The 22624-nt window shown below is 60.6% G+C and carries 25 protein-coding genes; 10 read left to right on the plus strand and 15 right to left on the minus strand.

What is annotated here, in order from left to right; genetic code table 11:
* Positions 1-215: 215 nt before the first annotated feature.
* From GR183_RS03055 to GR183_RS03070, 4 genes are all read right to left on the minus strand, one after another.
* Complete coding sequence (locus tag GR183_RS03055; RefSeq protein ID WP_160774091.1) at positions 216-494, minus strand: helix-turn-helix transcriptional regulator; 279 nt, start codon at positions 492-494, stop codon at positions 216-218.
* Between the two features lie 82 nt (positions 495-576).
* A complete protein-coding gene (locus GR183_RS03060; protein WP_160774092.1) occupies positions 577-1461 on the minus strand; it encodes a hypothetical protein in 885 nt (294 codons plus the stop codon).
* Positions 1462-1497: 36 nt separating this feature from the next.
* The gene (locus tag GR183_RS03065) at positions 1498-1929 is read right to left on the minus strand and encodes a hypothetical protein (RefSeq protein WP_160774093.1); all 432 of its coding nucleotides are present in this window, start codon (positions 1927-1929) and stop codon (positions 1498-1500) included.
* Positions 1922-3175 (minus strand): tyrosine-type recombinase/integrase, encoded by a 1254-nt coding sequence (locus GR183_RS03070; protein WP_160774094.1) that lies wholly within the window; start codon positions 3173-3175, stop codon positions 1922-1924. The genes GR183_RS03065 and GR183_RS03070 overlap by 8 nt, the downstream gene beginning before the upstream one ends.
* Before the next feature lie 252 nt (positions 3176-3427).
* Between GR183_RS03070 and GR183_RS22325 the strand changes: the two genes are divergently transcribed.
* Positions 3428-3679, plus strand: coding sequence for a LysR substrate-binding domain-containing protein (locus GR183_RS22325; protein WP_376765745.1), 252 nt, complete (start codon positions 3428-3430; stop codon positions 3677-3679).
* A gap of 17 nt (positions 3680-3696) precedes the next feature.
* Here GR183_RS22325 and GR183_RS03080 read toward each other — a convergent pair whose 3' ends face one another.
* Positions 3697-3969 (minus strand): usg protein, encoded by a 273-nt coding sequence (locus tag GR183_RS03080; RefSeq protein ID WP_160774095.1) that lies wholly within the window; start codon positions 3967-3969, stop codon positions 3697-3699.
* 365 nt (positions 3970-4334) lie between these two features.
* Between GR183_RS03080 and groES the strand changes: the two genes are divergently transcribed.
* The 4 genes from groES (at position 4335) to GR183_RS03100 (ending at position 9570) form a co-directional block, all read left to right on the plus strand.
* Positions 4335-4649, plus strand: coding sequence for a co-chaperone GroES (gene groES / locus GR183_RS03085; protein ID WP_160774096.1), 315 nt, complete (start codon positions 4335-4337; stop codon positions 4647-4649).
* A 55-nt stretch (positions 4650-4704) separates the two neighbouring features.
* Complete coding sequence (gene groL, locus GR183_RS03090; RefSeq protein WP_160774097.1) at positions 4705-6339, plus strand: chaperonin GroEL; 1635 nt, start codon at positions 4705-4707, stop codon at positions 6337-6339.
* Positions 6340-6657: 318 nt separating this feature from the next.
* The gene (gene thrS, locus GR183_RS03095; RefSeq protein WP_160774098.1) at positions 6658-8598 is read left to right on the plus strand and encodes a threonine--tRNA ligase; all 1941 of its coding nucleotides are present in this window, start codon (positions 6658-6660) and stop codon (positions 8596-8598) included.
* Between the two features lie 144 nt (positions 8599-8742).
* Positions 8743-9570, plus strand: a complete 828-nt coding sequence (locus GR183_RS03100) for a lysophospholipid acyltransferase family protein (protein WP_160774099.1) — start codon at positions 8743-8745, stop codon at positions 9568-9570.
* A gap of 172 nt (positions 9571-9742) precedes the next feature.
* Here GR183_RS03100 and GR183_RS03105 read toward each other — a convergent pair whose 3' ends face one another.
* The gene (locus GR183_RS03105; RefSeq protein WP_160774100.1) at positions 9743-10807 is read right to left on the minus strand and encodes an RgsD C-terminal domain-containing protein; all 1065 of its coding nucleotides are present in this window, start codon (positions 10805-10807) and stop codon (positions 9743-9745) included.
* A gap of 213 nt (positions 10808-11020) precedes the next feature.
* Here GR183_RS03105 and GR183_RS03110 point away from each other — a divergent pair, with 213 nt between their 5' ends.
* Both GR183_RS03110 and GR183_RS03115 read left to right on the plus strand, forming a co-directional pair.
* Complete coding sequence (locus GR183_RS03110) at positions 11021-11605, plus strand: nitroreductase family protein (protein ID WP_160774101.1); 585 nt, start codon at positions 11021-11023, stop codon at positions 11603-11605.
* Between the two features lie 8 nt (positions 11606-11613).
* A complete protein-coding gene (locus GR183_RS03115) occupies positions 11614-12216 on the plus strand; it encodes a flavin reductase family protein (RefSeq protein WP_160774102.1) in 603 nt (200 codons plus the stop codon).
* Between the two features lie 3 nt (positions 12217-12219).
* On the opposite strand, the gene GR183_RS03120 is transcribed toward GR183_RS03115, so the two are convergent.
* Both GR183_RS03120 and GR183_RS03125 read right to left on the minus strand, forming a co-directional pair.
* Entirely contained in the window at positions 12220-13101 is an 882-nt protein-coding gene (locus GR183_RS03120) for an HpcH/HpaI aldolase/citrate lyase family protein (protein ID WP_160774103.1), read from the minus strand.
* A gap of 3 nt (positions 13102-13104) precedes the next feature.
* Complete coding sequence (locus GR183_RS03125) at positions 13105-13566, minus strand: MaoC family dehydratase (RefSeq protein WP_160774104.1); 462 nt, start codon at positions 13564-13566, stop codon at positions 13105-13107.
* Positions 13567-13813: 247 nt separating this feature from the next.
* Here GR183_RS03125 and GR183_RS03130 point away from each other — a divergent pair, with 247 nt between their 5' ends.
* Both GR183_RS03130 and GR183_RS03135 read left to right on the plus strand, forming a co-directional pair.
* Positions 13814-14974 carry a lytic transglycosylase domain-containing protein gene (locus GR183_RS03130; protein ID WP_202395806.1) on the plus strand — a complete coding sequence of 387 codons (1161 nt, stop codon included), beginning with the start codon at positions 13814-13816 and terminating at the stop codon, positions 14972-14974.
* A gap of 183 nt (positions 14975-15157) precedes the next feature.
* Complete coding sequence (locus tag GR183_RS03135) at positions 15158-16294, plus strand: DUF2336 domain-containing protein (protein ID WP_160774105.1); 1137 nt, start codon at positions 15158-15160, stop codon at positions 16292-16294.
* A gap of 138 nt (positions 16295-16432) precedes the next feature.
* On the opposite strand, the gene GR183_RS03140 is transcribed toward GR183_RS03135, so the two are convergent.
* The 3 genes from GR183_RS03140 to GR183_RS03150 form a co-directional block, all read right to left on the minus strand.
* Entirely contained in the window at positions 16433-16945 is a 513-nt protein-coding gene (locus GR183_RS03140; protein WP_160774106.1) for an Hpt domain-containing protein, read from the minus strand.
* Positions 16946-17094: 149 nt separating this feature from the next.
* Positions 17095-17646, minus strand: a complete 552-nt coding sequence (locus tag GR183_RS03145; RefSeq protein WP_160774107.1) for a response regulator — start codon at positions 17644-17646, stop codon at positions 17095-17097.
* A gap of 150 nt (positions 17647-17796) precedes the next feature.
* Positions 17797-18579: an NAD kinase gene (locus GR183_RS03150; RefSeq protein WP_160774108.1), complete on the minus strand. Its 783-nt coding sequence runs from the start codon at positions 18577-18579 to the stop codon at positions 17797-17799.
* A 57-nt stretch (positions 18580-18636) separates the two neighbouring features.
* Here GR183_RS03150 and cutA point away from each other — a divergent pair, with 57 nt between their 5' ends.
* Complete coding sequence (gene cutA, locus GR183_RS03155) at positions 18637-18969, plus strand: divalent-cation tolerance protein CutA (RefSeq protein ID WP_160774109.1); 333 nt, start codon at positions 18637-18639, stop codon at positions 18967-18969.
* A 2-nt stretch (positions 18970-18971) separates the two neighbouring features.
* Here cutA and GR183_RS03160 read toward each other — a convergent pair whose 3' ends face one another.
* The 4 genes from GR183_RS03160 to GR183_RS03175 form a co-directional block, all read right to left on the minus strand.
* Positions 18972-20696 carry a SulP family inorganic anion transporter gene (locus tag GR183_RS03160; protein WP_160774110.1) on the minus strand — a complete coding sequence of 575 codons (1725 nt, stop codon included), beginning with the start codon at positions 20694-20696 and terminating at the stop codon, positions 18972-18974.
* A 52-nt stretch (positions 20697-20748) separates the two neighbouring features.
* Complete coding sequence (locus tag GR183_RS03165) at positions 20749-21015, minus strand: helix-turn-helix domain-containing protein (protein ID WP_160774111.1); 267 nt, start codon at positions 21013-21015, stop codon at positions 20749-20751.
* 138 nt (positions 21016-21153) lie between these two features.
* On the minus strand, positions 21154-22089 hold the full coding sequence (locus GR183_RS03170; protein WP_160774112.1) for a c-type cytochrome: 936 nt from the start codon (positions 22087-22089) through the stop codon (positions 21154-21156).
* A 9-nt stretch (positions 22090-22098) separates the two neighbouring features.
* Positions 22099-22545 carry a c-type cytochrome gene (locus GR183_RS03175; protein WP_160774113.1) on the minus strand — a complete coding sequence of 149 codons (447 nt, stop codon included), beginning with the start codon at positions 22543-22545 and terminating at the stop codon, positions 22099-22101.
* Positions 22546-22624: the final 79 nt, after the last annotated feature.

A 22624-nucleotide genomic window follows, 5' to 3' on the forward strand; every position in this document is an offset into this window, starting at 1 on the left:
CCCTTCGCACGGTGTAGTCTCGGGTTGGATAAATTTATATATACTTGGAATTTGGGAAATTGTCATGCCTGTATCGGTTACCTATACATGTTGTATATTTCCCAAAACACAATAATACACAAAACATCATAGTATATAATATCACGTTGTTGGATATGAATACTTGACGACAGACCCATGCTCGCGTCGCGCCGAGATACGGGCCGCGCCGCCGATCAGCGGCGCGGCTTGTCCGCAGCGTCCTCGATCTCGTATTCGGACGTCGACGAGAACCGACGCCCCGTGGCCCAGGCGTCGACATCATCGCGACGATAGAGGACGCGGTTGCCGAAGCGCACGAACGGCGGCCCGTTGCCCGCAACGCGCGCCTTGTCCAGGAAACTCTTCGACACGCGCAGATAGTCCGCCGTCTCGCGGACGGTCAGGTAGACGGGAGCATCTGCAGCGGGGGGCTTATCGTTGGGCGGGATCTTCGGGAAAAAGGCCTTGGCCATCGTGTTCCATCTCCTGGCAAATCGGGACATCTGCGTCCCGTTGCAGGAAATGAAGCGCAAGCAGGCGATGGCGTCGAAAGGCTCAGTTTCCAGATTTTTCGGGAGGGTTTTGAGCCTTGGCGGTGTTCAGCCGTTTCAGGCTGCGTTTGAAGCGGCTGTGCAGCGTGTTCCGGTTGTCGGAGCGAATCGGGGAAACCAGAAAACCCTCGAAAGCTTCGACCAGATCGAGAATCGCACCCTTTCGTTCGTTCGTGACGGGATCGGTGGATACGGAAAGCCTGATCCCGTTGTGCTCGGCGATCCGCAGAACGGGCGCAAGGAAAATGTCATACCAATCGTAGGTCGCGCGACCGGCCTTGCCCCTGGTCGCCGAAAGCTCTTCGGCGACGTGTTCAAGCGCGTCGATGACCGGCGGCAGCAAGCCGCGAAGGTCCGACAGATGCATGTGCACCGGATCGCCGTCCATGCCCGGAATGCCCTCGAAATCCGGGGCAACAATCGCCTTGAGGGCGGGCTGAAGAAGTAGGAAAAGCTCGAGGTCGTTGCCTTCGATCGGGCCGCTCTGAACGGCGGAAGTGATCCCCTCCAGCTTCCGCAGTGCCGCGATGATCGGTTTCACCTCGCGCAGGAGATCGGAAACTTGCGGATCATCCTTCGGCGCATGGCGCGCCAGCCGCGCGCGATTCGCCGCTTCCAAATATTCTTGCCGCTCCTCCCCTGTCGTAGCGTCTGCGTGGCGACGGAAATTCTCTTCGTAGTAGTCGGAAAGCGCTTCCCCGAATTCGGGCATAACTGCATGGGCAGCACCATGGGCATACCCGAGCGCCATGCGGAAATCCCCGGCGAGTTCGGGCGTAATCTCGATCGGGTGCCCGGTCTTCGTCTCGAACGCCTCGGCAAGCTTCGCCAACTCCTCGTCCGACACCTCGAAATACATATAGCCCGCACGTCGCGGCAACCTTGCCATGTTTCTCTCCGAAGTCCGGAATGTGGCTTCTGCGATTCAACAATATGGGATGCGCGGCGACTCGCCGACGGATGTTCCGTCGCGTTGCAGGACTTCCGCGCAGGCAGCCGTATAGAGGCGCAAGATACTTTTGCGCCGATGCCGCGAACGGACAGCTTCCAGATCAACCTTCGACCTTGGCGCCTTCGGGCCGAAGAACAGGGAGGGAGTTCCGGTGTCGATCGACAGGAGATCGTCCTTCAATGCGGACAAGGGTTCAATCACCTGCCCGGAAAGGCTGCGGGAACCCAGAAAGGACTTCACCACTTCGAGAGACTGGTAGATCGCCTGTCGCGACTTCGGCTGTCCCTCGTTGAAGAGCCGTGCCGCCTCCTCAAGTTGACGGAACAGGATCTCTTCGGCTTCTGGACGGCCGATCTCCGGATCATGGCGCGGAAATCGTTGGTCTCCGGCGGTTTTTTCAGTCATTTCCTTCGCTTTCCGTCCTGGCGCCGGTTGACTTCGGCCCGACCGCCTCGGCGATCTGCTTGCTGATGATGTTGGACGCCCGGCGAACGGGGTCATCAGCGAGATGGGCGTAACGTTGCGTGGTGAGCGACGACCTGTGACCAAGCAGCTTGCCGACGATCGGCAGGCCGAGACCGGAGGCGGCACCTATGCTGGCATGCGTGTGCCTGAGATCGTGCAGGCGAACGCCGTCGAGGCCGGCTGCGGTGCGGATCTGGTCCCAGGGTTTCTTCAGATCGTGCCGCGGCCTGTCAGGCGTCTGGCCGGGGATCACATAGGCACCCACACGCGGCAGGCTGCGCAGAAGATCGCAAGCCGCCTCGCTCAGGATGACGCCCTTGCGCCCGGTCTTGGAATCGGTCAGCCACAGGAAACCCCGGTCGAGATCGACCTCCTCCCAGCGCAGGTTGAGGATTTCGCCGAGACGGCAACCGGTCAGGAGCAACAGGCGGATCGCGCCTGTGACATACACGGGATAGACCACCCGTTGAGGTCCGTTCTTCGGCACATGCTTGCTGGTCTCGCCGTGCGCCCGGATCGTCCATGGCAAGCCGACCGTCTCGGCCTCGTGCAACGCATCGCCGAGGCGCTTCAGCTCATCACCGGTCAGATACCGCTCGCGACCGGCCTCTCTGAACTTCTGGATGTCGGACGCCGGATTGAAGCCCCTCGGTACATGCCCCTGCCTGGCTGCCCAGCCATAGACACTGCCGAGGTAGGCCATCACCCGGTTCGCCCGGTAGGGTCGGTCGGCGAGCGAAAGGTGCACGCGGTTGAGATCGGCAGCACTGACCTGTTCCGCTTTCAGATGTCCGAGCGCCGGAACGACGTAGGTTCGAAGCGCTCGGGCATAGTCTTCGCGCGTCGCAGGTTTCAGCTTCTGCCCGTGCTCTTCAAGGAACTGTTCGATGAGATCTCCGAGCGTCGCCGCCTTGCGCTTGCGGTCCCGCTCAGAAGCCGGGTCCTCACCCTGAGCCACCGCCCACAGGATCCGTTTCGCCTCCTGGCGTGCGGCATCCGGCGTGACCACGCCATAGCGCCCGATCGTGACCTGTCGCCGGACACTGCCGAAGCGGTAGCGGCAGATGAACGTCTTCCTGCCGCTCGCCTCGATCCTCAGGCCGAAGCCGGGCAGGTCGTCGTCCCAGACCATCGTTCGCGATGCCGGAGCATTGATCGCATCGATCGCGCGTTTCGTGAGCTTCATCGGGGTACCCGAGTATTGAAAATTGCCTGCAGGGTATCATGACGCCAAATTGAAATGGCGTCCATATGGCGTCCAAATGAACGGAATTCGAGGGTAATTCAGTGCAACTAAATGGCACGAAGGATCAGAAAGTTTTCGATAAAACAACATGTCCGAAACAAAAGGCAATTCAAGGAAATCGACCTGCAATGATTCGGCGTCTGGCTTGCCGCACGCGGTGTCGATGTCAAGAACAAGGCGAATATCACGCATCTGCCAGCTTACCTGCTTCTGCAGGCGGCGCGTGACGGGCAGGGCATCGTCAATACGAAGCGGATGTTCGTGGAAGAGGATCTCCGGGCCGGCCGCCTGGTCTGCCTTTTTGAGGACAGCGTCGAAGATGTTCCGGTCGGGTATTTTCTGGTGCGCCAGCCCGGCCCGATGCGTGAGCCGCTCAAGCGGTTCATCGCCTGGCTGAAGCGGCAGGCGCAAACAGGCAGCGCCCCCGCCGCGGCTCGCGTATAGGCGTTGTCCGGGCCCGGCTATTGCAGCCGGTATTCCCCGTCGATCGTCTTGAGTTCCTGCGGCTTTATCAGCCGTGAATGCGCAATCGTCACCGAATGCAGCGGTCCTTCGATCTTTCGTTGCCAGAACGCAAGGAACTTAGAAAGCTCGGGAAACTCCGGGAAGATATCGTACTGCTGCCAGATGAATTCCTGGAACAGCGCCCGGTGGTCCGGCATCCTGTAGAGGATCTGGGCCGTTGTGATCCCGTAGCCGTCAAGCTGGCGTTTGAATTCCGATGATACCTGCATCCACCGTCCTCCATGATCGTTGAACGACTCACCAATTTTGCCGTGAAACAGGTGGATCGGCAAGTTTGACTATTGCAATAACTGTTTTGAATCATATAGTTAGCAGCATTTCGAAGAGAGTGCTGCCAGAATCTGAAATCCGTGAAACATGAGCAGGGACGTGCTTGCCGCGCTTGGCGCGCCAGCCTTTGCAAAGGCAATTCCGAAGGGCTTTCGTTTTTTTGTTAGCACTCTCGAAAAAGAGTGCTAAATAGCCGCCGAAGGGTATTGAACTGCCAAATACCCTTTCCCAAATAACCTTCGCCTGTCGTCCGAAAGGAGGCTGGCATGTCAGTCAACACACTGATTTTGTTGGAGGAAGCTTCATGAAGTTCCGTCCTTTGCATGACCGAGTCGTGGTCCGCCGCATCGACGCGGAAGAAAAGACCGCAGGCGGCATCATCATTCCGGACACCGCCAAGGAGAAGCCGCAGGAAGGCGAAGTCGTCGCCGTCGGCCCCGGCGCCCGCAACGATGCCGGCGAGCTTGTCGCGCTCGACGTCAAGGCCGGTGACCGCGTTCTGTTCGGCAAGTGGTCCGGCACCGAGGTCAAGATCGATGGCGAAGACCTTCTGATCATGAAGGAAAGCGACATCATGGGCGTGGTCGAAGGCGTTGCCGCCAGCAAGGCCGCCGCGTAAGCGCTTCACCTGATAACTGGATTCAACATCGTTACGTCTTCAGGAGTGACGAAACATGTCTGCCAAGGAAGTAAAATTCTCCACCGACGCCCGCACCCGCATGTTGCGCGGCGTCGACATTCTCGCCGATGCGGTGAAGGTGACGCTCGGCCCGAAAGGCCGCAACGTCGTTCTGGAAAAATCCTTCGGCGCGCCGCGCATCACGAAGGACGGTGTGACGGTCGCCAAGGAAATCGAGCTTGAGGACAAGTTCGAGAACATGGGCGCGCAGATGGTGCGCGAAGTCGCCTCCAAGCAGAACGACTTCGCCGGCGACGGCACCACGACCGCGACCGTCCTTGCCCAGTCGATCGTCAAGGAAGGCACCAAGGCGGTTGCCGCCGGCATCAATCCGATGGATCTGAAGCGCGGCATCGACCTCGCGGTGAACGCGGTGGTCGAGGATCTTCGCAAGAACGCCAAGGAAGTGACCGAAAACAGCGAAATCGCCCAGGTCGGCACGATTTCCGCCAATGGCGATGAAGAGATCGGCGCCATGATCGCCAGGGCGATGGAAAAGGTCGGCAACGAGGGTGTCATCACTGTCGAGGAGGCCAAGTCGCTCGAAACCGAACTCGACGTCGTCGAGGGCATGCAGTTCGACCGCGGTTACCTGTCGCCCTATTTCGTGACCAACGCCGAGAAGATGCGCGCGGAGCTGGAGGATCCCTACATCCTCATCCACGAGAAGAAGCTCTCCAACCTGCAGGCGATCCTGCCGCTTCTCGAAGCCGTCGTGCAGAGCAGCCGTCCGCTCCTCATCATCGCGGAGGATGTGGAAGGCGAGGCGCTTGCCACCCTTGTGGTCAACAAGCTGCGTGGCGGGTTGAAGATCGCCGCCGTCAAGGCTCCTGGCTTCGGCGATCGCCGCAAGGCGATGCTGCAGGATATCGCGATCCTGACCGGCGGCACGGCCGTTTCCGAAGATCTCGGCATCAAGCTTGAGAACGTGACGCTCGACATGCTCGGCACGGCGAAGAAGGTCGTGATCGAGAAGGAGAACACCACGATCGTGGACGGCGCCGGCGCCAAGGACGAGATCGAGGCGCGCGTTGCCCAGATCAAGGCGCAGATCGAGGAAACCACCTCCGACTACGACCGCGAGAAGCTGCAGGAGCGTCTTGCGAAGCTCGCCGGCGGTGTCGCGGTGATCCGCGTCGGCGGTGCGACCGAGGTCGAGGTGAAGGAGAAGAAGGACCGCGTGGACGACGCCATGCACGCGACCCGCGCGGCTGTCGAGGAAGGCATCCTTCCGGGTGGCGGCGTTGCCCTGCTTCGTGCGCTCAAGGCGCTTGAGAGCGTTGAGACGGCGAACGCCGATCAGAAGACCGGCATCGACATCGTCCGCCGCGCGATCCAGGCTCCGGCCCGCCAGATCGCCCTGAATGCCGGTGCCGACGGTCCCGTCATTGTCGGCAAGCTTCTGGAAAAGGCCGAATATTCGGCAGGCTGGAACGCCCAGACCGGTGAATACACCGACATGTACCAGGCCGGTATCGTCGACCCGACCAAGGTCGTGCGTACCGCGATCCAGGATGCCGCTTCCATTGCCGGCCTTCTCATCACGACCGAAGCCATGGTCGCCGAGAAGCCGAAAAAGGAAGGTGCTGCGCCGGCCATGCCGGGCGGAATGGGCGGCATGGACTTCTGACGAATAATCCCGAAAAGTTGCAGACTTTTCGGACAAGATTATTCGCGGGAAAAGAAGGCTATAAAGCCGCCCACCAACAAGTATGAGCCGAAGTCGGCAACGCCGACTTCGGGTGGCGGCATGGACTTCTAACCTGCCTCCGTTTACGCGAATTGCGGAAGGGCGGTCTTCGGGCCGCCCTTTCTTTTTACGGGCCGGGCTGTGACAATTCACGGGTGGACGTTGGCGGCTCTTTCATTTAAGCCTTCGCCGCATCGAAAAATAAGTGACCACACCGCTTACCTGCGTTGTCTGCAGGAGTGAGCCGGAGAGGACCAGATGATCCAACTGACTTTCCCCGACAATTCATCGCGCGAATTCGAACCCGGCATCACCGGCCGGGATGTCGCCGAGGGCATTTCCAAATCGCTTGCCAAGAAGGCGGTGGCGGTGACGCTCGATGGTGAGCTGCGCGATCTTTCCGACGGAATCGACCGCGACGCCCGCATCGAGATCGTAACCCGCGACGACCCGCGCGCGCTGGAGTTGATCCGCCACGACGCGGCCCACGTGATGGCCGAAGCCGTGCAGGAACTGTGGCCCGGCACGCAGGTGACCATCGGCCCGGTGATCGAAAACGGCTTCTATTACGATTTCAAGCGCAATCACCCCTTCACGACCGAGGACCTGCCGGTCATCGAGAAGAAGATGCGCGAGATCGTCCAGCGCAATGCCCCTTTCACCAAGGAAGTGTGGTCGCGCGACGAAGCCAGGCATCATTTCCGCGAGCAGGGCGAGGCCTACAAGGTGGAGCTCGTCGACGCCATTCCCGAAGGCGAGGACGTGAAGATCTATCGCCAGGGAGACTGGCTCGACCTTTGCCGCGGGCCGCACATGGCCTCCACCGGCCAGGTCGGCCAGGCCTTCAAGCTGATGAAGGTTGCAGGTGCCTATTGGCGCGGTGACTCCAACAACGAGATGCTTACGCGCATCTACGGCACCGCCTGGGCGAACGAGGGTGACCTCAAGGCCTACCTGCACATGCTGGAGGAGGCGGAGAAGCGCGATCACCGCAAGCTCGGCCGCGAGATGGATCTTTTCCATTTCCAGGAAGAAGGGCCGGGCGTCGTCTTCTGGCACTCCAAGGGCTGGACGCTTTTCCAGAATCTCATCAGCTACATGCGCCGCCGCCTTGAAGCCGACTACGAGGAAGTGAACGCGCCGCAGATCCTCGACAAGGCGCTTTGGGAAACCTCCGGCCATTGGGACTGGTACCGCGAGAACATGTTCGTCACTGAAACGGAAGACGAACGCGTCTTCGCGATCAAGCCGATGAACTGTCCGGGGCATGTACAGATCTTCAAGCACGGGCTGAAGAGCTACCGCGATCTGCCGTTGCGTCTGGCGGAATTCGGGTCGGTCTCGCGCTATGAGCCTTCGGGCGCCCTGCATGGGCTCATGCGTGTTCGCGCCTTCACCCAGGACGATGCGCACGTCTTCTGCACCGAAGACCAGATGGCGGAAGAATGCCTCAAGATCAATGACCTGATCTTGTCGACCTACGCCGATTTCGGCTTCGACGAGATCGTGGTCAAGCTTTCAACCAGGCCTGAAAAACGCGTCGGCTCGGATGAATCCTGGGATCACGCGGAGGCCGTCATGGCCGACGTATTGAAGATGATCGAGGAGCGGTCCGGCGGCCGCATCAAGACCGACATTCTCGAAGGCGAGGGCGCGTTTTACGGTCCGAAGTTCGAATATACCCTGCGTGATGCCATCGGCCGCGAGTGGCAATGCGGCACAACGCAGGTGGACTTCAACCTGCCGGAGCGTTTCGGCGCCTTCTATGTCGACAAGGACGGCGAGAAGAAGACGCCGGTCATGGTTCACCGGGCGATCTGCGGTTCGATGGAGCGCTTCCTCGGCATCCTGATCGAAAACTACGCCGGGCACTTTCCGCTCTGGCTTGCGCCGCTGCAGGTGATGGTCGCCACGATCACTTCTGAAGCCGATGACTACGCGCGCGATGTCGTGGCGCATCTGAAGAAGGCGGGCCTCAAGGCCGAGATCGATCTCAGGAACGAGAAGATCAACTACAAGGTCCGCGAGCATTCGCTCGCCAAGGTGCCGGTGATCCTCGTCTGCGGGCGCCGCGAAGCTGAGGAGCGCACGGTCAACATGCGCCGTCTCGGCTCCAAGGATCAGAAGTCTTATGGCCTTATGGAGGCCATCGATGCGCTGGTCGAAGAGGCGACGCCGCCGGATCTGAAGCGAGCCTGATCAGGCTTTGAGGACCGATCAAGAAATCGTGCCCGCCGCGAAGCGTTCGCGGCGGGCATTTTTCAATATTCTGTCGCAGGCTTGTCATGCGGTGGAGGCTATATCGCCTGCTGTCCGATAAACCGGTTCGCATTCGAGATACCATTGGACACTTCCGAACTCAGTTACGCCAACCCGGCGCAGCCCTGGGCCAAGCGTTGCATAATCCGCTTGGTTGAGGGGTTGTCGGGCCGCAAGCGGCTCCTGGTGCTCTATCGTGAGTGGCGCGATCATATTGCAGGGGAAAGCGCCTCCATCTGGAGCGACCTTCTGAAGCTGATCAACCTTCAGGTCGCGACTGCCGATTGCGAGTGGCCGCCGCAAAACCTGCCTGCCGGTTCGGTGGTGATGATCGCCAACCATCCTTTCGGGATCGGCGACGGGCTGGCGATCCTTTCCCTTGCCGAACAGCTCGACCGGCCCTACCGCATCCTGATCAACAATGAACTTCTGAAGGTACCCGAAATCAGGCCCTTTTCCCTGCCTGTCGATTTCGAGGAGACGGCGGAAGCGCTTCGCAACAACATGAAAACGCGTCAGGAGGCGCTTCGCCTCTTGAAAGAAGGGGTGACGATCATCGTCTTTCCGGGCGGTGGCGTGGCGACTGCCAAACGGCCCTTCGGGCGTGCGGAGGAGCTTCCCTGGAAAACATTTACGGCCAAACTGATCCGATCCGCGAAGGCGACCGTGCTTCCCATCTATTTCGAGGGGCAGAACTCACCGCTGTTCCATTTCGCGTCGCGCTTTTCGCTGACGCTGCGGCTTTCGCTTCTTGTTCGGGAATTCCGGCGGATCGTCGGCTCCGTCATCTCGGTGCGCGTCGGCGAACCGATTCCCTTCGAGGATCTGGCGATGTTCGGCGACCAGAAGGCGGTGATAGACTTTCTGCAGAAGCGGGTTCTGGAACTGGAGCCCGACGGCTCGGTCCGTTAGAGCGCTTTCCACGAAAGCCGGTCCGCTTTCGTGACAAGAAACCGCTCCAGAATCAATGTCTTGCGGTCGGCTTACGGAGCCGGATTCAATGAGCATATCCTTGTCGCGAAATCCGGTCCGGATTTTGCGGGATATGCTATAGCGCGAATGAGCGCGTGCCTTGGACGGCCGGTCACTGGGCCAGACTGCTGTCAGACAATTCGCCAATGCCCTTGGAAGCGATAACCTCCACTTCACGGTCGAGCCCGGTTTCCACGTTGAAGACACGCGAATAGTTGGTGCTGTTGTTGCGCGCCACGACGTGATACTCGCCCGATGCAAGCACGAAGGAGGGAAACGCGCCCGTGGCCTCCACAACCGCGTCGCCGCCCGGTGTCAGAACCGACCAGGACGTGTTGGCAAGAGCTTCGCCGCCTTCCTCCTTGACGAGCTTCAGTGTGATCATCGCCGCGTTGTGGTAGATGATCGCTTCCGTAAGCTTGCCGGGTTCCACACGCATGTCGGCGCGCACCACGGCGTTGACCGATCCATAGCGGCTGACGACATGATAGGTATCGGCGTTCAGGCGCACGATCTCGCCCGGCCGTACGTTGCTTGCCACGATCTTGCGTTCGCCACGCGTATCGAATTCCGTCTCGTAGATGTCGAAGAGCACGGTGCCGGATTCGATCGGCAGGTGATCGGCAAGTTCCGCATCGAGGCGCAGCCCCCCCGCGCTCAGGATGATGGTGCGGGAATCGACGCCTTTCTTCACCGTAATGCGGCTTGTCGTTCCGGCGTGGCCATAAGCGGTGTGGACGAGGTAGGAGCCTGGATCGAGACGGAATTCCGCATCCCCCCCGGCGGCTGAAGCCACCATCTCCAGCTTGCCGTCGCCTTCCTTCGGTTCGGAGTAGACGCGCCACGCGACGCCGCGCGACAGTGGTTCGCCTTCTTCGGTCAGCTTGGCGACCAGATAGAGCGCGCCTTCATCGCCGAACTGGTTGAACGGGCCGGCATCGGGCAGATTGGATGGGGCATAGGGGGTGATGGTCGGTGTAAGTGCGGGGCGCGGCGGCCCATCCAGAACCGATTCCAGCGTGTCCTTGTCGCTATCCTCGTCGATGCTGTTCACATCGGGCTTGGGCAGCGGCAGCACGCTGTCTTCGGCTGCGGCGATAGGAGAAAGGAGAAGGGCACAACCGAGCGCGATCGACGCAAGAAGCCTGTTGAATTTTCCGCCGGCGCTGGCCGTCATCCGCCCCGTCTCCTGATCGTCGTTCCGGTTGATTTGGTCAGTGTGCTTTGTGGCCGCAAAACTTGGGCGATTTCAAGTCCTGACCCCACAATAGGTGGTGGTGAACATTGTTTAAACGCCATGTTTGCTCCCGCACGATTGACAGGGGCAGACAGTTCATTACCTCTTGCGTTTCGATGAGAAGCGTTCGGCTTCTTGAGACTAGGGATAACGATGACGCAAGAAACGAACGATGCGCTGCGCCTGCTTTTGACCCGGCGGTCCCATCCGGCGATTTCGCTGGAGGGGCCTGCGCCCGACGAGGAGACCTTGAACACGCTTTTGACGGCCGCGTCGCGCGTGCCCGACCATGGCAAGCTGGCGCCCTGGCGTTTCCTGATCATCCGCGGTGAGGCAAGGCAGCGCGCCGGGGAGCGGCTTCTGGCGATCGCCGAGCAAAAAAACGGCCCGCTTGGCGACGATCTGCGCAAGCAGGAACTGGAGCGTTTTTCGCGCGCGCCGCTGGTCGTCGCGGTGATCAGCCGGGCCGCGGTTCATCCGAAAATTCCGGTGTGGGAACAGGAGCTTTCGGCGGGTGCGGTTTGCATGAACCTTCTGACGGCGGCGCATGCAGCCGGCTTCGCCGCGCAATGGCTGACGGAATGGCCTGCCTTCGATCCCGACGTCGCAAATCTTTTCGGCATGCAGGAGGGGGAGCGTTTCGCGGGCTTTGTCTACATAGGCCGCCCAACCGTACAGCCCGCCGAACGCCCGAGACCGGAACTTTCCGAAATCGCAAGTACGTGGACAGGGGAGTAACGAAGAACGTGTTCTACGAAACGGAAAAGAACGACCACGGCCTGCCGCACAATCCGTTCAAGGCGATCGTCGCACCGCGCCCGATCGGGTGGATCGGATCGCTCGATGCCGAAGGCCGTCCCAATCTCGCTCCCTACAGCTTCTTCAACGCCGTCGCCGACAGTCCGCCGATGGTGCTGTTTTCTTCCACCGGCTTCAAGGATTCCGCCGCCAATATCGAGGCTTGCGGGGATTTCACCTGCAGCCTTGCGACGCTTGACCTGAAAGAGGCCATGAACATGTCCTCCGGCGCCTTCGAGCATGGCGTTTCGGAGTTTGAAAGGGCGGGTTTGACGGCGGCCCCCTCGCGCCTTGTGAAATCGCCGCATGTGGCGGAGGCGAAGGCCGTTCTGGAGTGCCGCTATCTCCAGACGATCCGCCCGCGCGCGCTGGACGGGCAAGAGGTCAATTCCTGGATCGTTCTGGGGCAGGTCGTCGGCATTCACATCGCTGACGATGCGATCGTGGACGGTCGCTTCGACGTGACGAAGGTCAAGACGATCTCTCGCCTCGGCTACATGGACTATGCGGCCGTGGAAGAGGTCTTCCAGATGAGGCGGCCGAAAGTTTGAGGGCTACGCCTTTCCCGCCGCCCTGGCACGCGCAAGAAGCTTTTCCGCGCGTTTGAGGTGCGGCATGTCGAGCATCTCGCCGTCAAGGCCGACGACGCCGGCATTGCCCGCGTCGGCAAAAGCCTTGACGATGCGTCTGGCCTTCTCGATATCCGCATCACCCGGCGTGAATACGTCGTTGATCACGGGAACCTGTGCCGGGTGGATCGCCATCTTCGCGGTGAACCCGTCGCGAAGCGCTGCTTCGGCTTCTCTCCTCAGCCCCGCTTCATCGCGAAAGTTGGTGAAGACGGAATCGATAGGCTGGACGCCGGCGGCAACCGCACCAAGCAGGCAGAGCGAGCGCGCCAGCCTGTAGACATCCGTATAGGCGCCGTTTTCGTCGCGATTGGAGAGCGCGCCTATATCGGCGGACAGGTCCTCGCCGCCCCATGTCATGCCCTGTAGCCGGGGGCTCGAGCCGCGATAGCTGCCGAGGTTGAACACGGAGGCCGCGGTCTCCGTCGCAACAACCAGAATCCCGGTCTTGCCGTCGCCAATCCCGTTGATTGCTTCCTGCACGCCGATCTTGCCGTCGAGATGGGCGACGTCCGCCCCTGAAACCGACTTCGGCAGCATGATGCCGTCGGGCGCCGCATGCATCACCTGATCCAGATCGTGATCGGTCTGGCCGGTGTCGAAGGCGTTTACGCGCACGAAAAGGCGAGGGCGGTTACTTTCGCCGATATGCGATTTCAGGAATTCCGCCGTGGTCTTGCGCGCTTGCGGTTTGGCGTCTTCTGCCACGGAATCCTCAAGGTCGATCAGGAGCACGTCGGTACCCGAAGCAAACGCCTTGTCGAGTTTCTTCGGGCTGTCGCCTGGAACGAAAAGCAGCGAGCGCATGTCTCAGCCTCCTGCGGATTTCTTCTTCATGAAGGCCTGACGGCGGCATATGGCAACCAGCTCGTCATGCTGGTTGAACGTCTTGTGCTCGAACTCGACGATGCCGGCATCGGGCCGCGATTTCGATTCCCGCTTCGATATCACTTCGGTCGTGCAATGCACGCTGTCGCCCTGGAAGAGCGGCTTGGGGAATTTTACATCGCTCATGCCGAGATTGGCGATCGTCGTTCCCACCGTCGTATCGTTTACCGAGATTCCGATCATGAGGCCCAGCGTAAACAGGCTGTTCATCAGCGGCTGGCCCCACTCCGTCTGCGTTTCGCAGAAGTGCCGGTCGATGTGAAGCGGCTGCGGATTGAGCGTCAGGTTGGAGAACAGCATGTTGTCCATTTCCGTGACCGTACGCGTCAACGTGTGGTGAAAAACATGCCCGACTTCGAATTCCTCGAAATGCAAACCCGGCATTTTTTGCCTCCCGTTTCGTAAGTTCGATGCGGCGAAGCTACTGAAACGACTTCACTTCATCGATATTGCCAGCCGCAATAGCCTCTACTTCTGGCAAAACGCAACTGCTCTTAAGGACTATTAACTGCCCATTAACCGTAAATGTCCGAGGCTTCCTTCCAGCCTGACGAGTCCCGCCGTCGGTTGTGCTTTCAATTGCGTATGAATCCGCCGATGGATCAAGAACAAAAGGCTGAAGGAGGTTGGCATGAAGATTGGCGAAACGGCCAGTATTGCCGCGCGCATCGAACACGCCTTTCAGGCCGCAAGCACCACGACGGGAACGTCGTTCGACTATCTCGTGCGCACCGCCCGCCGCGAATCCGGCTTCGATGCCGATGCGAAGGCGGAAACGTCGAGTGCTTCCGGGCTTTTTCAGTTTATCGAAAGCACGTGGCTCGAAACGGTGAGGGATTCGGGCGCGCGGCACGGGCTTGGCCATTATGCCGAAAAGATAAAGCTGACGGCATCCGGGAAGCCATATGTGGAGGATGCGGGGCTGCGCCGGGAAATTCTTGCCCTTCGCGACAATGTGGAGATCGCATCTCGCCTCGCCGGCGAATTCACGCGCAAGAATGCGGACTATCTGAAGGAGGCTATCGGCCGTCCGCCATCGGACGGAGAGCTCTATATCGCCCATTTCCTGGGCGCGCATGGCGCGGAGCGGCTAATCAATCTTGCCGAATACGCGCCCGATACGCCTGCCGACAGGATATTTTCCGACCAGGCCCGCGCCAACAAGGCGATCTTCTACAACAAGGACGGCAGCGCCCGCACGATCGATGAAGTCTATGGCGCTCTCATACGCCAGCACGCGCCATCGTCCACGCAACTTGCTTTCGCCGGCGGCGGACAGACTCCGGTTCCGGTGGCAAGGGATGAGAAGGCTGCGGACTTCGCGCTTGGTTTCGGGGCGGCTGCAAATGGCGGCAACCCGGCAAGCCGGGTGCTTTCCGGTTGGTCCGCCACCAATAAGGCCTCCTCTCCCTTTCATGCGCTTTTCCAGAACAGGTCTGATGTTGCCGCCGGCGGGTTCGGCGCCGGGTTTTTCGACGCCTACCGTGTCCAGGAGGCAGCCCAGGATCCGGCCTTCGCTGCGCCGGTCTCCGCAGCCACTACCACGGAAGGCAGGGCAACATCCGTCAGGAATTCGGCTGGCGTACCCCGCTCGCGCCCGCTGGAACATGTTGGCTCTGTGCCGATTTCCATCCGGGAAAGTGCTCGTGCATTCGCAGGACGGCCGCTCGATCTGACGCAGGCTCCGGAGGTCGCGGCCACGTTGCGGCTTGTGGATGGGCCGCTCAATCTGACCACCTTCCTGCGCTACCAGCCTTATCGCGAGCCGGAGGAAATCCTTCCACCGGTCTGAATGCGGAGCCTTCGTCATTCTTGCGATTATGGTAAACCAATCGTTAAGCATTCTCGCTGTATCGTTAAAATCACTCACCGGACAATGTTGGTGGTGCGGCAATAAAGTAACGTTGCGTCAATTGCTTGCGGCGCCGCAGAGCTGTCCAATGGAACAGTGCACGCATCGGGACTGTGGAACGCCATGATCGTTCAGGAATTCCTTCGCTGGGTACGCACGGCTCCTGACCATCGGCGCGCGGAAGCGACAAGCGCGCTGGCGCGGGCCTGGCTCTATTCGCAAATGAGCGAAGAAGACAGGCAAGCTGCCGAAGCTGCGATGACGATCCTGCTTGACGACCATGCTCCGGAGGTTCGTCAGGCTCTTGCGTGGGCGCTGGCGCGGGCAGAGGAGGCGCCGCGCCACATTATCCTGGCCCTTGCAAACGACGCGCCGGAAATCGCTGAGATCGTGCTCGGGCAGTCGCCCGTCATTCTCGATATCGAGCTGGTCGACTATGCGGCTTCGGTGGAAGATCGCCTCCAGGTTGTGATAGCGCGACGTACCGGCCTTTCAGCCGCCGTTGCCGCCGCGGTCGCCGAAGTCGGTGCGTTGGATGCCTGCATTGCGCTGGTCGAGAACGAGACCGCGAGGATCGCGCAGTTCAGCATGGCCCGCCTGGTGGAGCGTCATGGCGAGGTGGCGGCTCTGCGCAATGCCCTGATGGCGCGCGGCGATACGCCGCTCCACATCCGCCAGATGCTCTTGAAGCGGCTGGGCGACATGCTTTCCACGCATCCGCTCGTCCAAAGCGGCCTGTCGCCGGACCGCATCGAACAGGCGGTGGTGGAAGCGCGCGACAGGGCAACGGTCGCGATGGCTTGCGATGTCACGGCGCAGGAGGCGGAGGCACTGGTGGAGCACCTGCGCGTTTCGGAACAATTGACGGCAGGGCTGTTGTTGCGCGCGGTTTGTGCCGGCAACATCCGCTTGTTCGAGGCGGCATTGGCGCGGCTGACGGATGTTCCCCTGCCGCGCGTGTTCGATATCGTCGGCGCGGGACGTGTGGGGGCTCTCAGGGCCTTGCTTTCGAAATCCGGACTGCCGCCGCGCACCCATAGGGCCTTCGTTATCGCGATCGAGGTCTGGCGCGATCTGCGCGATGACGTCATTCCCGGCGATCCGCTGACGACGCGGCGCATGGTGGAACGCATACTCACCCGATACGAGGATTTCGATCAGAACGAACTCGACGATCTCCTTGCCATGCTGCGCCGTGTGGCGACGGAAACCGCGCGAGAAGCCGCCCGTGCGTTCGTTGACCGTACGCTTGCGGCCTGACCTACGGTCCTTTCCGGCAATTCCGCTGCAATTGAATGCACGGCTACCGTTGGAACATATTGAACCTGTGTCGATTTCCTGATCCACCAAACCAACGTTGCTTCGGTGGAAGGAGCTCTAATCTCGCTTTGCAGCCTGTCAGCTTCGCTGGGCGATAAAATCGTCGGTGACGTCCGCAAGCCGTTCCACCAGGGCCTTGGCCGTGCGGTTTTCGTCCGTTGCCCGCTCCGCAACCATGGCGCGGATGGCGTCCACATGCTGCTGAAGCAGGGTCTTGGGCACATCCCTCGTCGGCTTCACGCTCTCCAGCAGATAGCAGAGATTTCCGGCGATAGCGCCGACGAGCGGAAAGCCCAGCGTGCCAGCCTGTCCCTTAATATCGTGGCTTGCTCGAAATATTTCGTCGCCGGCGTCTGCGGAGATGGACGATTCGCCCGCCGCCTTTGCCCAGACATCGAAAAGCGTCTGCACTTCATCGCCCATCCACCGGTCGAACTCGGCGGAAAGGCTCTCAAGCGCTTCTTCCGCGGCCTTGACCGGATCGAAGCGGGCGGCTTCCCGTTCATCGAGTACCCGGACCTTGGCGCGCAGGTCGCGCGGTGGCTTCACCACCTCGTAGTCCGATGTTTCGTTCGCGTTGTCACCCGCCATGTCGTATGTCCCAAGGAGCCGTCCGTAATCGGATCAGACTATAGAATCGCATAAAAGTTGATTGATTATATAGGCTGTCCACATTTTCGGTTTGCCCGTCGTCGCATTTTTCCGCGGCAGAAGTTATCGCCCGCATGTATTGCGTGGCACTATCTGGTGCCGGTCCGCCGGATCTGGCCGGGCTGATCCAGTTCGTATTGATCCACCATCGGGCCGCCGCGTCGTTCCTCGCCCGTATAGTCCGTCGCCCGGAAACGGCGGCGATCCGGCCCGAAGAAGGTCTTCGTGCGAATGAAATCGCGCTGGTTGAGAACGCAGTTCGCAATTCTGAGGTAAAGACCCTTCGTGGAGATCGGCTTGCAGAGCACTTCGCTTACGCCGGCATCGCGAGCGGCGATGATATGCCGCTTCTCGGAGTAGGCGGTGACGGCGATAATCGGCACGAAACAACCCGGGCGCGGGCTTTTTCTGATCATCCGGGTGAGTTCCGCCCCGTTTAGAAACGGCATGCGCCAGTCCAGCAGGACGATGTCCGGCCCGATTTTCTGAAACATTTCCCAGGCTTCGATGCCATCTTCGGCTTCCACGATCTCGCGAAGGCCAAGCCCGTCCAGAACGGTATGCAGGATTTTGCGCATGTGGACATTGTCGTCCACAATCATTGCCGTAATCTTCGAAAGGTCGACCCGAAGATAGTTCATCGCGAGTGTTTTCTTTCGCCTGAAGGTAAAAAAATGTCTGCTCACGCAAGCGGACCTGGAAAAAATACAAAGTTTTCCTTAAGGAAGTGCGAAAGAAGAGGCGTTGTATCGATGGGGCGATCTTTATTCAGGCCTGATGAATTGCCGCGCTCAATATCGGAACATTTCGCTCAATATTCGTTCGTCCCAGCCGTGGCCATCGTCGAAGGCGATCAGGCTGGAGTTTTTCGGGTCTTCGTGCACCATTACCCGCGTGACGTGGCGAATTTCCGTGTGGTCGGCGGCGGCACTCACCGGTCGCTTGTCGGCTTCCAGCACTTCGATTTCCACACGCGCGCGGTTGGGAAGCAACGCGCCGCGCCAACGCCTTGGCCGGAAGGCGCTGATGGGCGTCAGCGCCAGGAGCTGAGCTTCTATCGGCAGGATGGGCCCGTGGGCGGAAAGGTTGTAGGCCGTGCTGCCGGCGGGCGTTGCGACCAGTACGCCGTCGCAGACGAGTTCTTCCATGCGCACACGTCCGTCGACCGAGATTTTCAGCTTCGCCGCCTGATAGGTTTGGCGCAGAAGCGAGACCTCGTTGATCGCGAGCGCTGCGTGTTCATGCCCGCTCATGTCGGTCGCTTCCATCACAAGTGGATGAAGCTCGGTCGTGACCGCCTTGCGTATCCGTTCCAGCAGGCCGCTTTCATCGTAATCGTTCATGAGAAAGCCGACGGAGCCCCGGTTCATGCCGTAGATCGGTTTGCCGGAGTTCATGAAGCGGTGCAGCGTCTGCAGCATGAGGCCGTCGCCGCCGAGCGCCACGATACAGTCCGCCGCCTTGAGGCTGTGCGATCCGTAGCGGCTTTCCAGCGCCTCGCGCGCGACCTGCGCATCGTCCGTCGGGCTGGCGACGAAGGCTAATGTTTCGATACTTTCCAGTCTGGAGTTCATGCGGCTCCTCCCCATTCAGGAGGTAACATGCCGCGCGGAAAATGGGAATCCTCTCGAATGACGACGAAAAGCGATATCGTACTGATCTACGCAACCTTTCCTGACGAAAAGGCGGCGCGCGAGGCGGCCCGCGCCCTTATCGGCGAGCGCCTGGCGGCTTGCGTCAACTTCTGGCCCGGCATGCGCTCCGTCTATCGCTGGCAAGGCGAGGTGGAGGAGGGTGAAGAGATCGTCTTCATCGCCAAGACGACCGTGGAAAATGCCGCAAGGGTGAGGGCGCGCATTGCCGAAATGCATCCTTACGATGAACCTGCCATGGTCGACATTGCGACGCTTGGCGGCGCGGAAAGCTATCTCGGCTGGATCCGGGCCGAAACCTCGGGCAACTAAACTCAAGCGCCACCCGCCGTCGTACGCCGGATGTGCGAAAGCGCCTTGTCCAGCGTCTGGAAAAAGCGGACCTGCGGCGGCGCGACGCCATGGCGGTGCAGCTCGTGGCGCACGTGCGGGGCCGCACCGCAAATGATGAGCCTGACGCCTTTGGCGGACGCTTTGCGCGCAGCCCCCGCGACAGTATCCGCGGCGGTCGAATCGAGGAATGGCACAGTGTGAAAATCCAGCACGAGAGCCTTGTGCCGGTCCGCGATACGGTCGAGGACGGTGCCGATCTTGGACGCCGCGCCGAAGAAGAAGGCGCCTGAGATCCGGTAGACGACGATATCCGGGTCGGTGGCGAGGCTCGCGTCGTAGGGCTTTCTTTCGCCGTTCGCCGTGTCGCTGACGTCGTCGAGCGAGAATGTCATGTGGTGGTCGATGGCGATGGTGCGCGCCAACCGGTCGATGAAGAGCACGGAACCCAGAAGAACGCCGACGACGATTGCCTCCGTAAGGTCGGCGAAAACCGTCAGCAGGAAGGTCACGGCCAGTACGATCGCATCGCCCCGCGCGCCGCGGGCGAGAGCGGAGATCGCGTGTTTTTCGATCATGTTCCAGGCCACGACCGCCAGGACGCCGGCAAGTGCGGCGAGCGGAATATAGCCGGCAAGCGGAGCGGCGATCAGGATGAACGCCAGCAGGAAAGCGGCATGCAGCATGCCCGAGACGGGGCTTCGCCCGCCTGCGCGTACGTTCGTGGCCGTGCGCGCGATCGTGCCCGTTACGCAGATGCCGCCGAAAAGAGCCGATGCGATATTGGCGGCGCCCTGGGCCACAAGCTCGCAATTCGACCTGTGGCGGCGTCCCGTCATGCCGTCCGCCACGACCGCCGAAAGCAGGGATTCGATGGCGCCCAGCAGCGCGAAGGCGATGGCGTCGGGCAGAAGCGCATGCATTCTCGAAAGCGTTATTTCCGGCAGATGGGGTGCCGGCAGGCCGGCCGGAATGCCGCCGAAGCGGCTGCCGATCGTTTCCACGGGCAAGGAGAATACGGCCGAAACCGCCGATAGCGCCACGACCGCGATCAGCATTCCCGGCCAGTTCGGTCGCAGCCGTTTCAGGACCAGGATGATCGCCACCGCCGAAGCCGCAACGATGAATGCCGCAGGCGAAAAGCTCGGCAGCGCCACCCAGAGCGCCGGTATCTTATCGAGGATCGGGCCCGGTTCACCGCCGGAAAGCGTCAGGCCCAGAAGTTCCTTGATCTGGCTTGCGAAGATGATGACGCCGATGCCGGCGGTAAATCCCACCGTCACGGGGAAGGGGATGAACTTGATATAGGTTCCAAGCCTGAGGAAGCCGATCGCAAGAAGGAAGGCGCCGGCCATCATGGTGGCGAGGATGAGCCCGTCCGGCCCGTGTCGCGCAACGGTTGCCGCCACCAGCACGATGAAGGCGCCCGCCGGGCCGCCGATCTGAAATCGGCTTCCGCCAAGCGCGGAGACGAAAAAGCCGCCGACGATTGCCGTGATCAATCCTTTGTCGGGTGAAACGCCGGAGGCGATCGCGATCGCCATGGACAACGGCAGGGCGACGATTGCAACCGTCAGGCCGGCGATGGCGTCGGCGCGAAGGTCCTTCAGGCCGTATCCCTCGCGAAGCACGGTTACGAGCTTCGGCGTGAAAAGCTCGATGAATCCGGGGTGCTCGTCTGCGTGGCGTGTCGCGCTGCCTGCGTCCATGGCCTGCCTCGTGCTAAAGCTGCTCTGTCACGACAATGTCACGGCGCGCGGGTCAAACCTGCGCATGATCCGCCGTTTCTTTCAGCCGCACGCCTCGTCCCCCGCTGTGGCTCGGCTGGTTGTCGGAAAGAAGCTCGATACCGGCCCGGTCGAGCGCCTCGACAACCTTGATGAGCGTATCGACGACACCACGCACGTTGCCTGCGCTTGCTTCCATTCGCTGGATCGTGGGCAGCGAGACGCCCGCCAATTCGGCAAGCTTTTTTTGGTCGATGCCAAGCAGCGCGCGGGCGGCGCGCATCTGGGCGGCTGTTATCATCGTTGAATTCCAGTCTATCGATACTGATGTTTCATACATCAATTATCTTGCTTAAGATAGCAATGTTAAAGGATTGAAGACAAGCGTTTTGGTTGCAGGAAATGCAGCCCGGCTGCAGTGGGAAGAATGGATGCAGCGTCAGCTTCCGTCGTCTTCCGCCTTCATGGACGCTATCGGCTGGATCGCTTTGAGATAGGCGGCGACCGCCTCGCGATATTCGCCAGGCAGTTTGGCCCAGTTTTCCTGAACCGATGCCATGCTGCCGCCGACGGAATCGTATTCCGGCGTAAAACCGCTTTCCAGGAAGAAGGCGATGTCGGCGGCCGACCAGTTCCCGATGCCATCGGCATGTGGCGTAATGTTTGGGATCCGGCCCCTGCCGCCTTCCGGGTTGGGCGCGCCGGCCATCCAGCGTTCGGCGTTGAGGCCGCCGAAAATATCGCGAGGCGTGTGGCATTCCGCGCAGTGTCCCGGACCAGTTGCAAGATAGGCGCCGCGGTTCGTCGTCTCGTCCCAGTTCGGGTTCGCCTCGAAAGGCCGGTCGGAAAGGTAAAGCAGCTTCCACAGGCCGATGCCCGGACGAATGGAGTAGGGGAAATCGAGGTCGTGCCCGGCCACTTCGTTGTCGGAAGCCGGAAGTGTGTCGAGAAAGGCTTTCAGGTCTATCAAGTCCCCGTAGCGCATCTTCTCGTAGGAGGCGTAGGGAAAGGCCGGATAGTAATGCCGCCCGTCTGGGGAGGTTCCCTTCACCATGGCGGTGATGAAGTCCGCCGTGCTCCATCCGCCTATGCCTTGGGCGTTGGAGGTGGAGATATTGGGAACGCGGAAAAGGCCGAAGGGCGTCTTGAGCTCGAGACCGCCTTGCAGCACGAACTTGTCGTCGCCCTTCGCGTCCTTGGCGGCGTGACAGGAGGCACAGCCTCCTGCCCAGAACATGCGCTCTCCGTTGGTGAGATCGGGGTCCCGCTCCGGTATGGCCGAGGCCTCTATGTGTTGGGGCCGGGTGAACCAGAGCCCGGCGACCACCGCCAGAAGAAACAGCCCCAGAAGCCGGGAGAGAGAGCGCTTTGCCATCGCCGCCTGTCAGTTCTTTTCCAGCCGGTATTTTTCGTGACAGGCCTGACAGTTATCGGCCACGGAACCCAGGCTAGCCTTGAGCTGGTCGAGGCCGCTTGTCGCCGCCGGAATTGCCGCCAGCGCGGCATTCTCAAGCTTCAGCGCGGTCGCCTCGAACCCTGCCTTGTCCTTCCAGATTTCAGGTGAAGCTCTTGTTTTGCCGCCGGTTTCGCTGCCTTCGGGAAAGAGGGTGGGGAAGGCGACAGCGCCTGCAAAGATTTCACGCAAGGCAAGTTCCGCCGTAAGGGCGTCATACTCGATCTCGCCCTTCACCATCTTGAAAAGCGCTCCGGCAGACGCTCCGTTCGACTTCATGATGTTTTGCCGCGTCGAAATCGGATCCTCGCTCGCAAAGGCGGCGCCTGCAAAGACGGCAAGACCGGTAATCCCTGTGATAGCAACTCTTTTCAGCATTTTGCCCTCCGGCAATTGCAGTGAGATTGATGTCGGCTCGGATCTTTGATCCGCAGGGACTTTCCCAAGGCAACGTTAG

This window comes from Stappia sediminis, from assembly GCF_009826895.1.
Lineage (GTDB): Bacteria > Pseudomonadota > Alphaproteobacteria > Rhizobiales > Stappiaceae > Hongsoonwoonella > Hongsoonwoonella sediminis.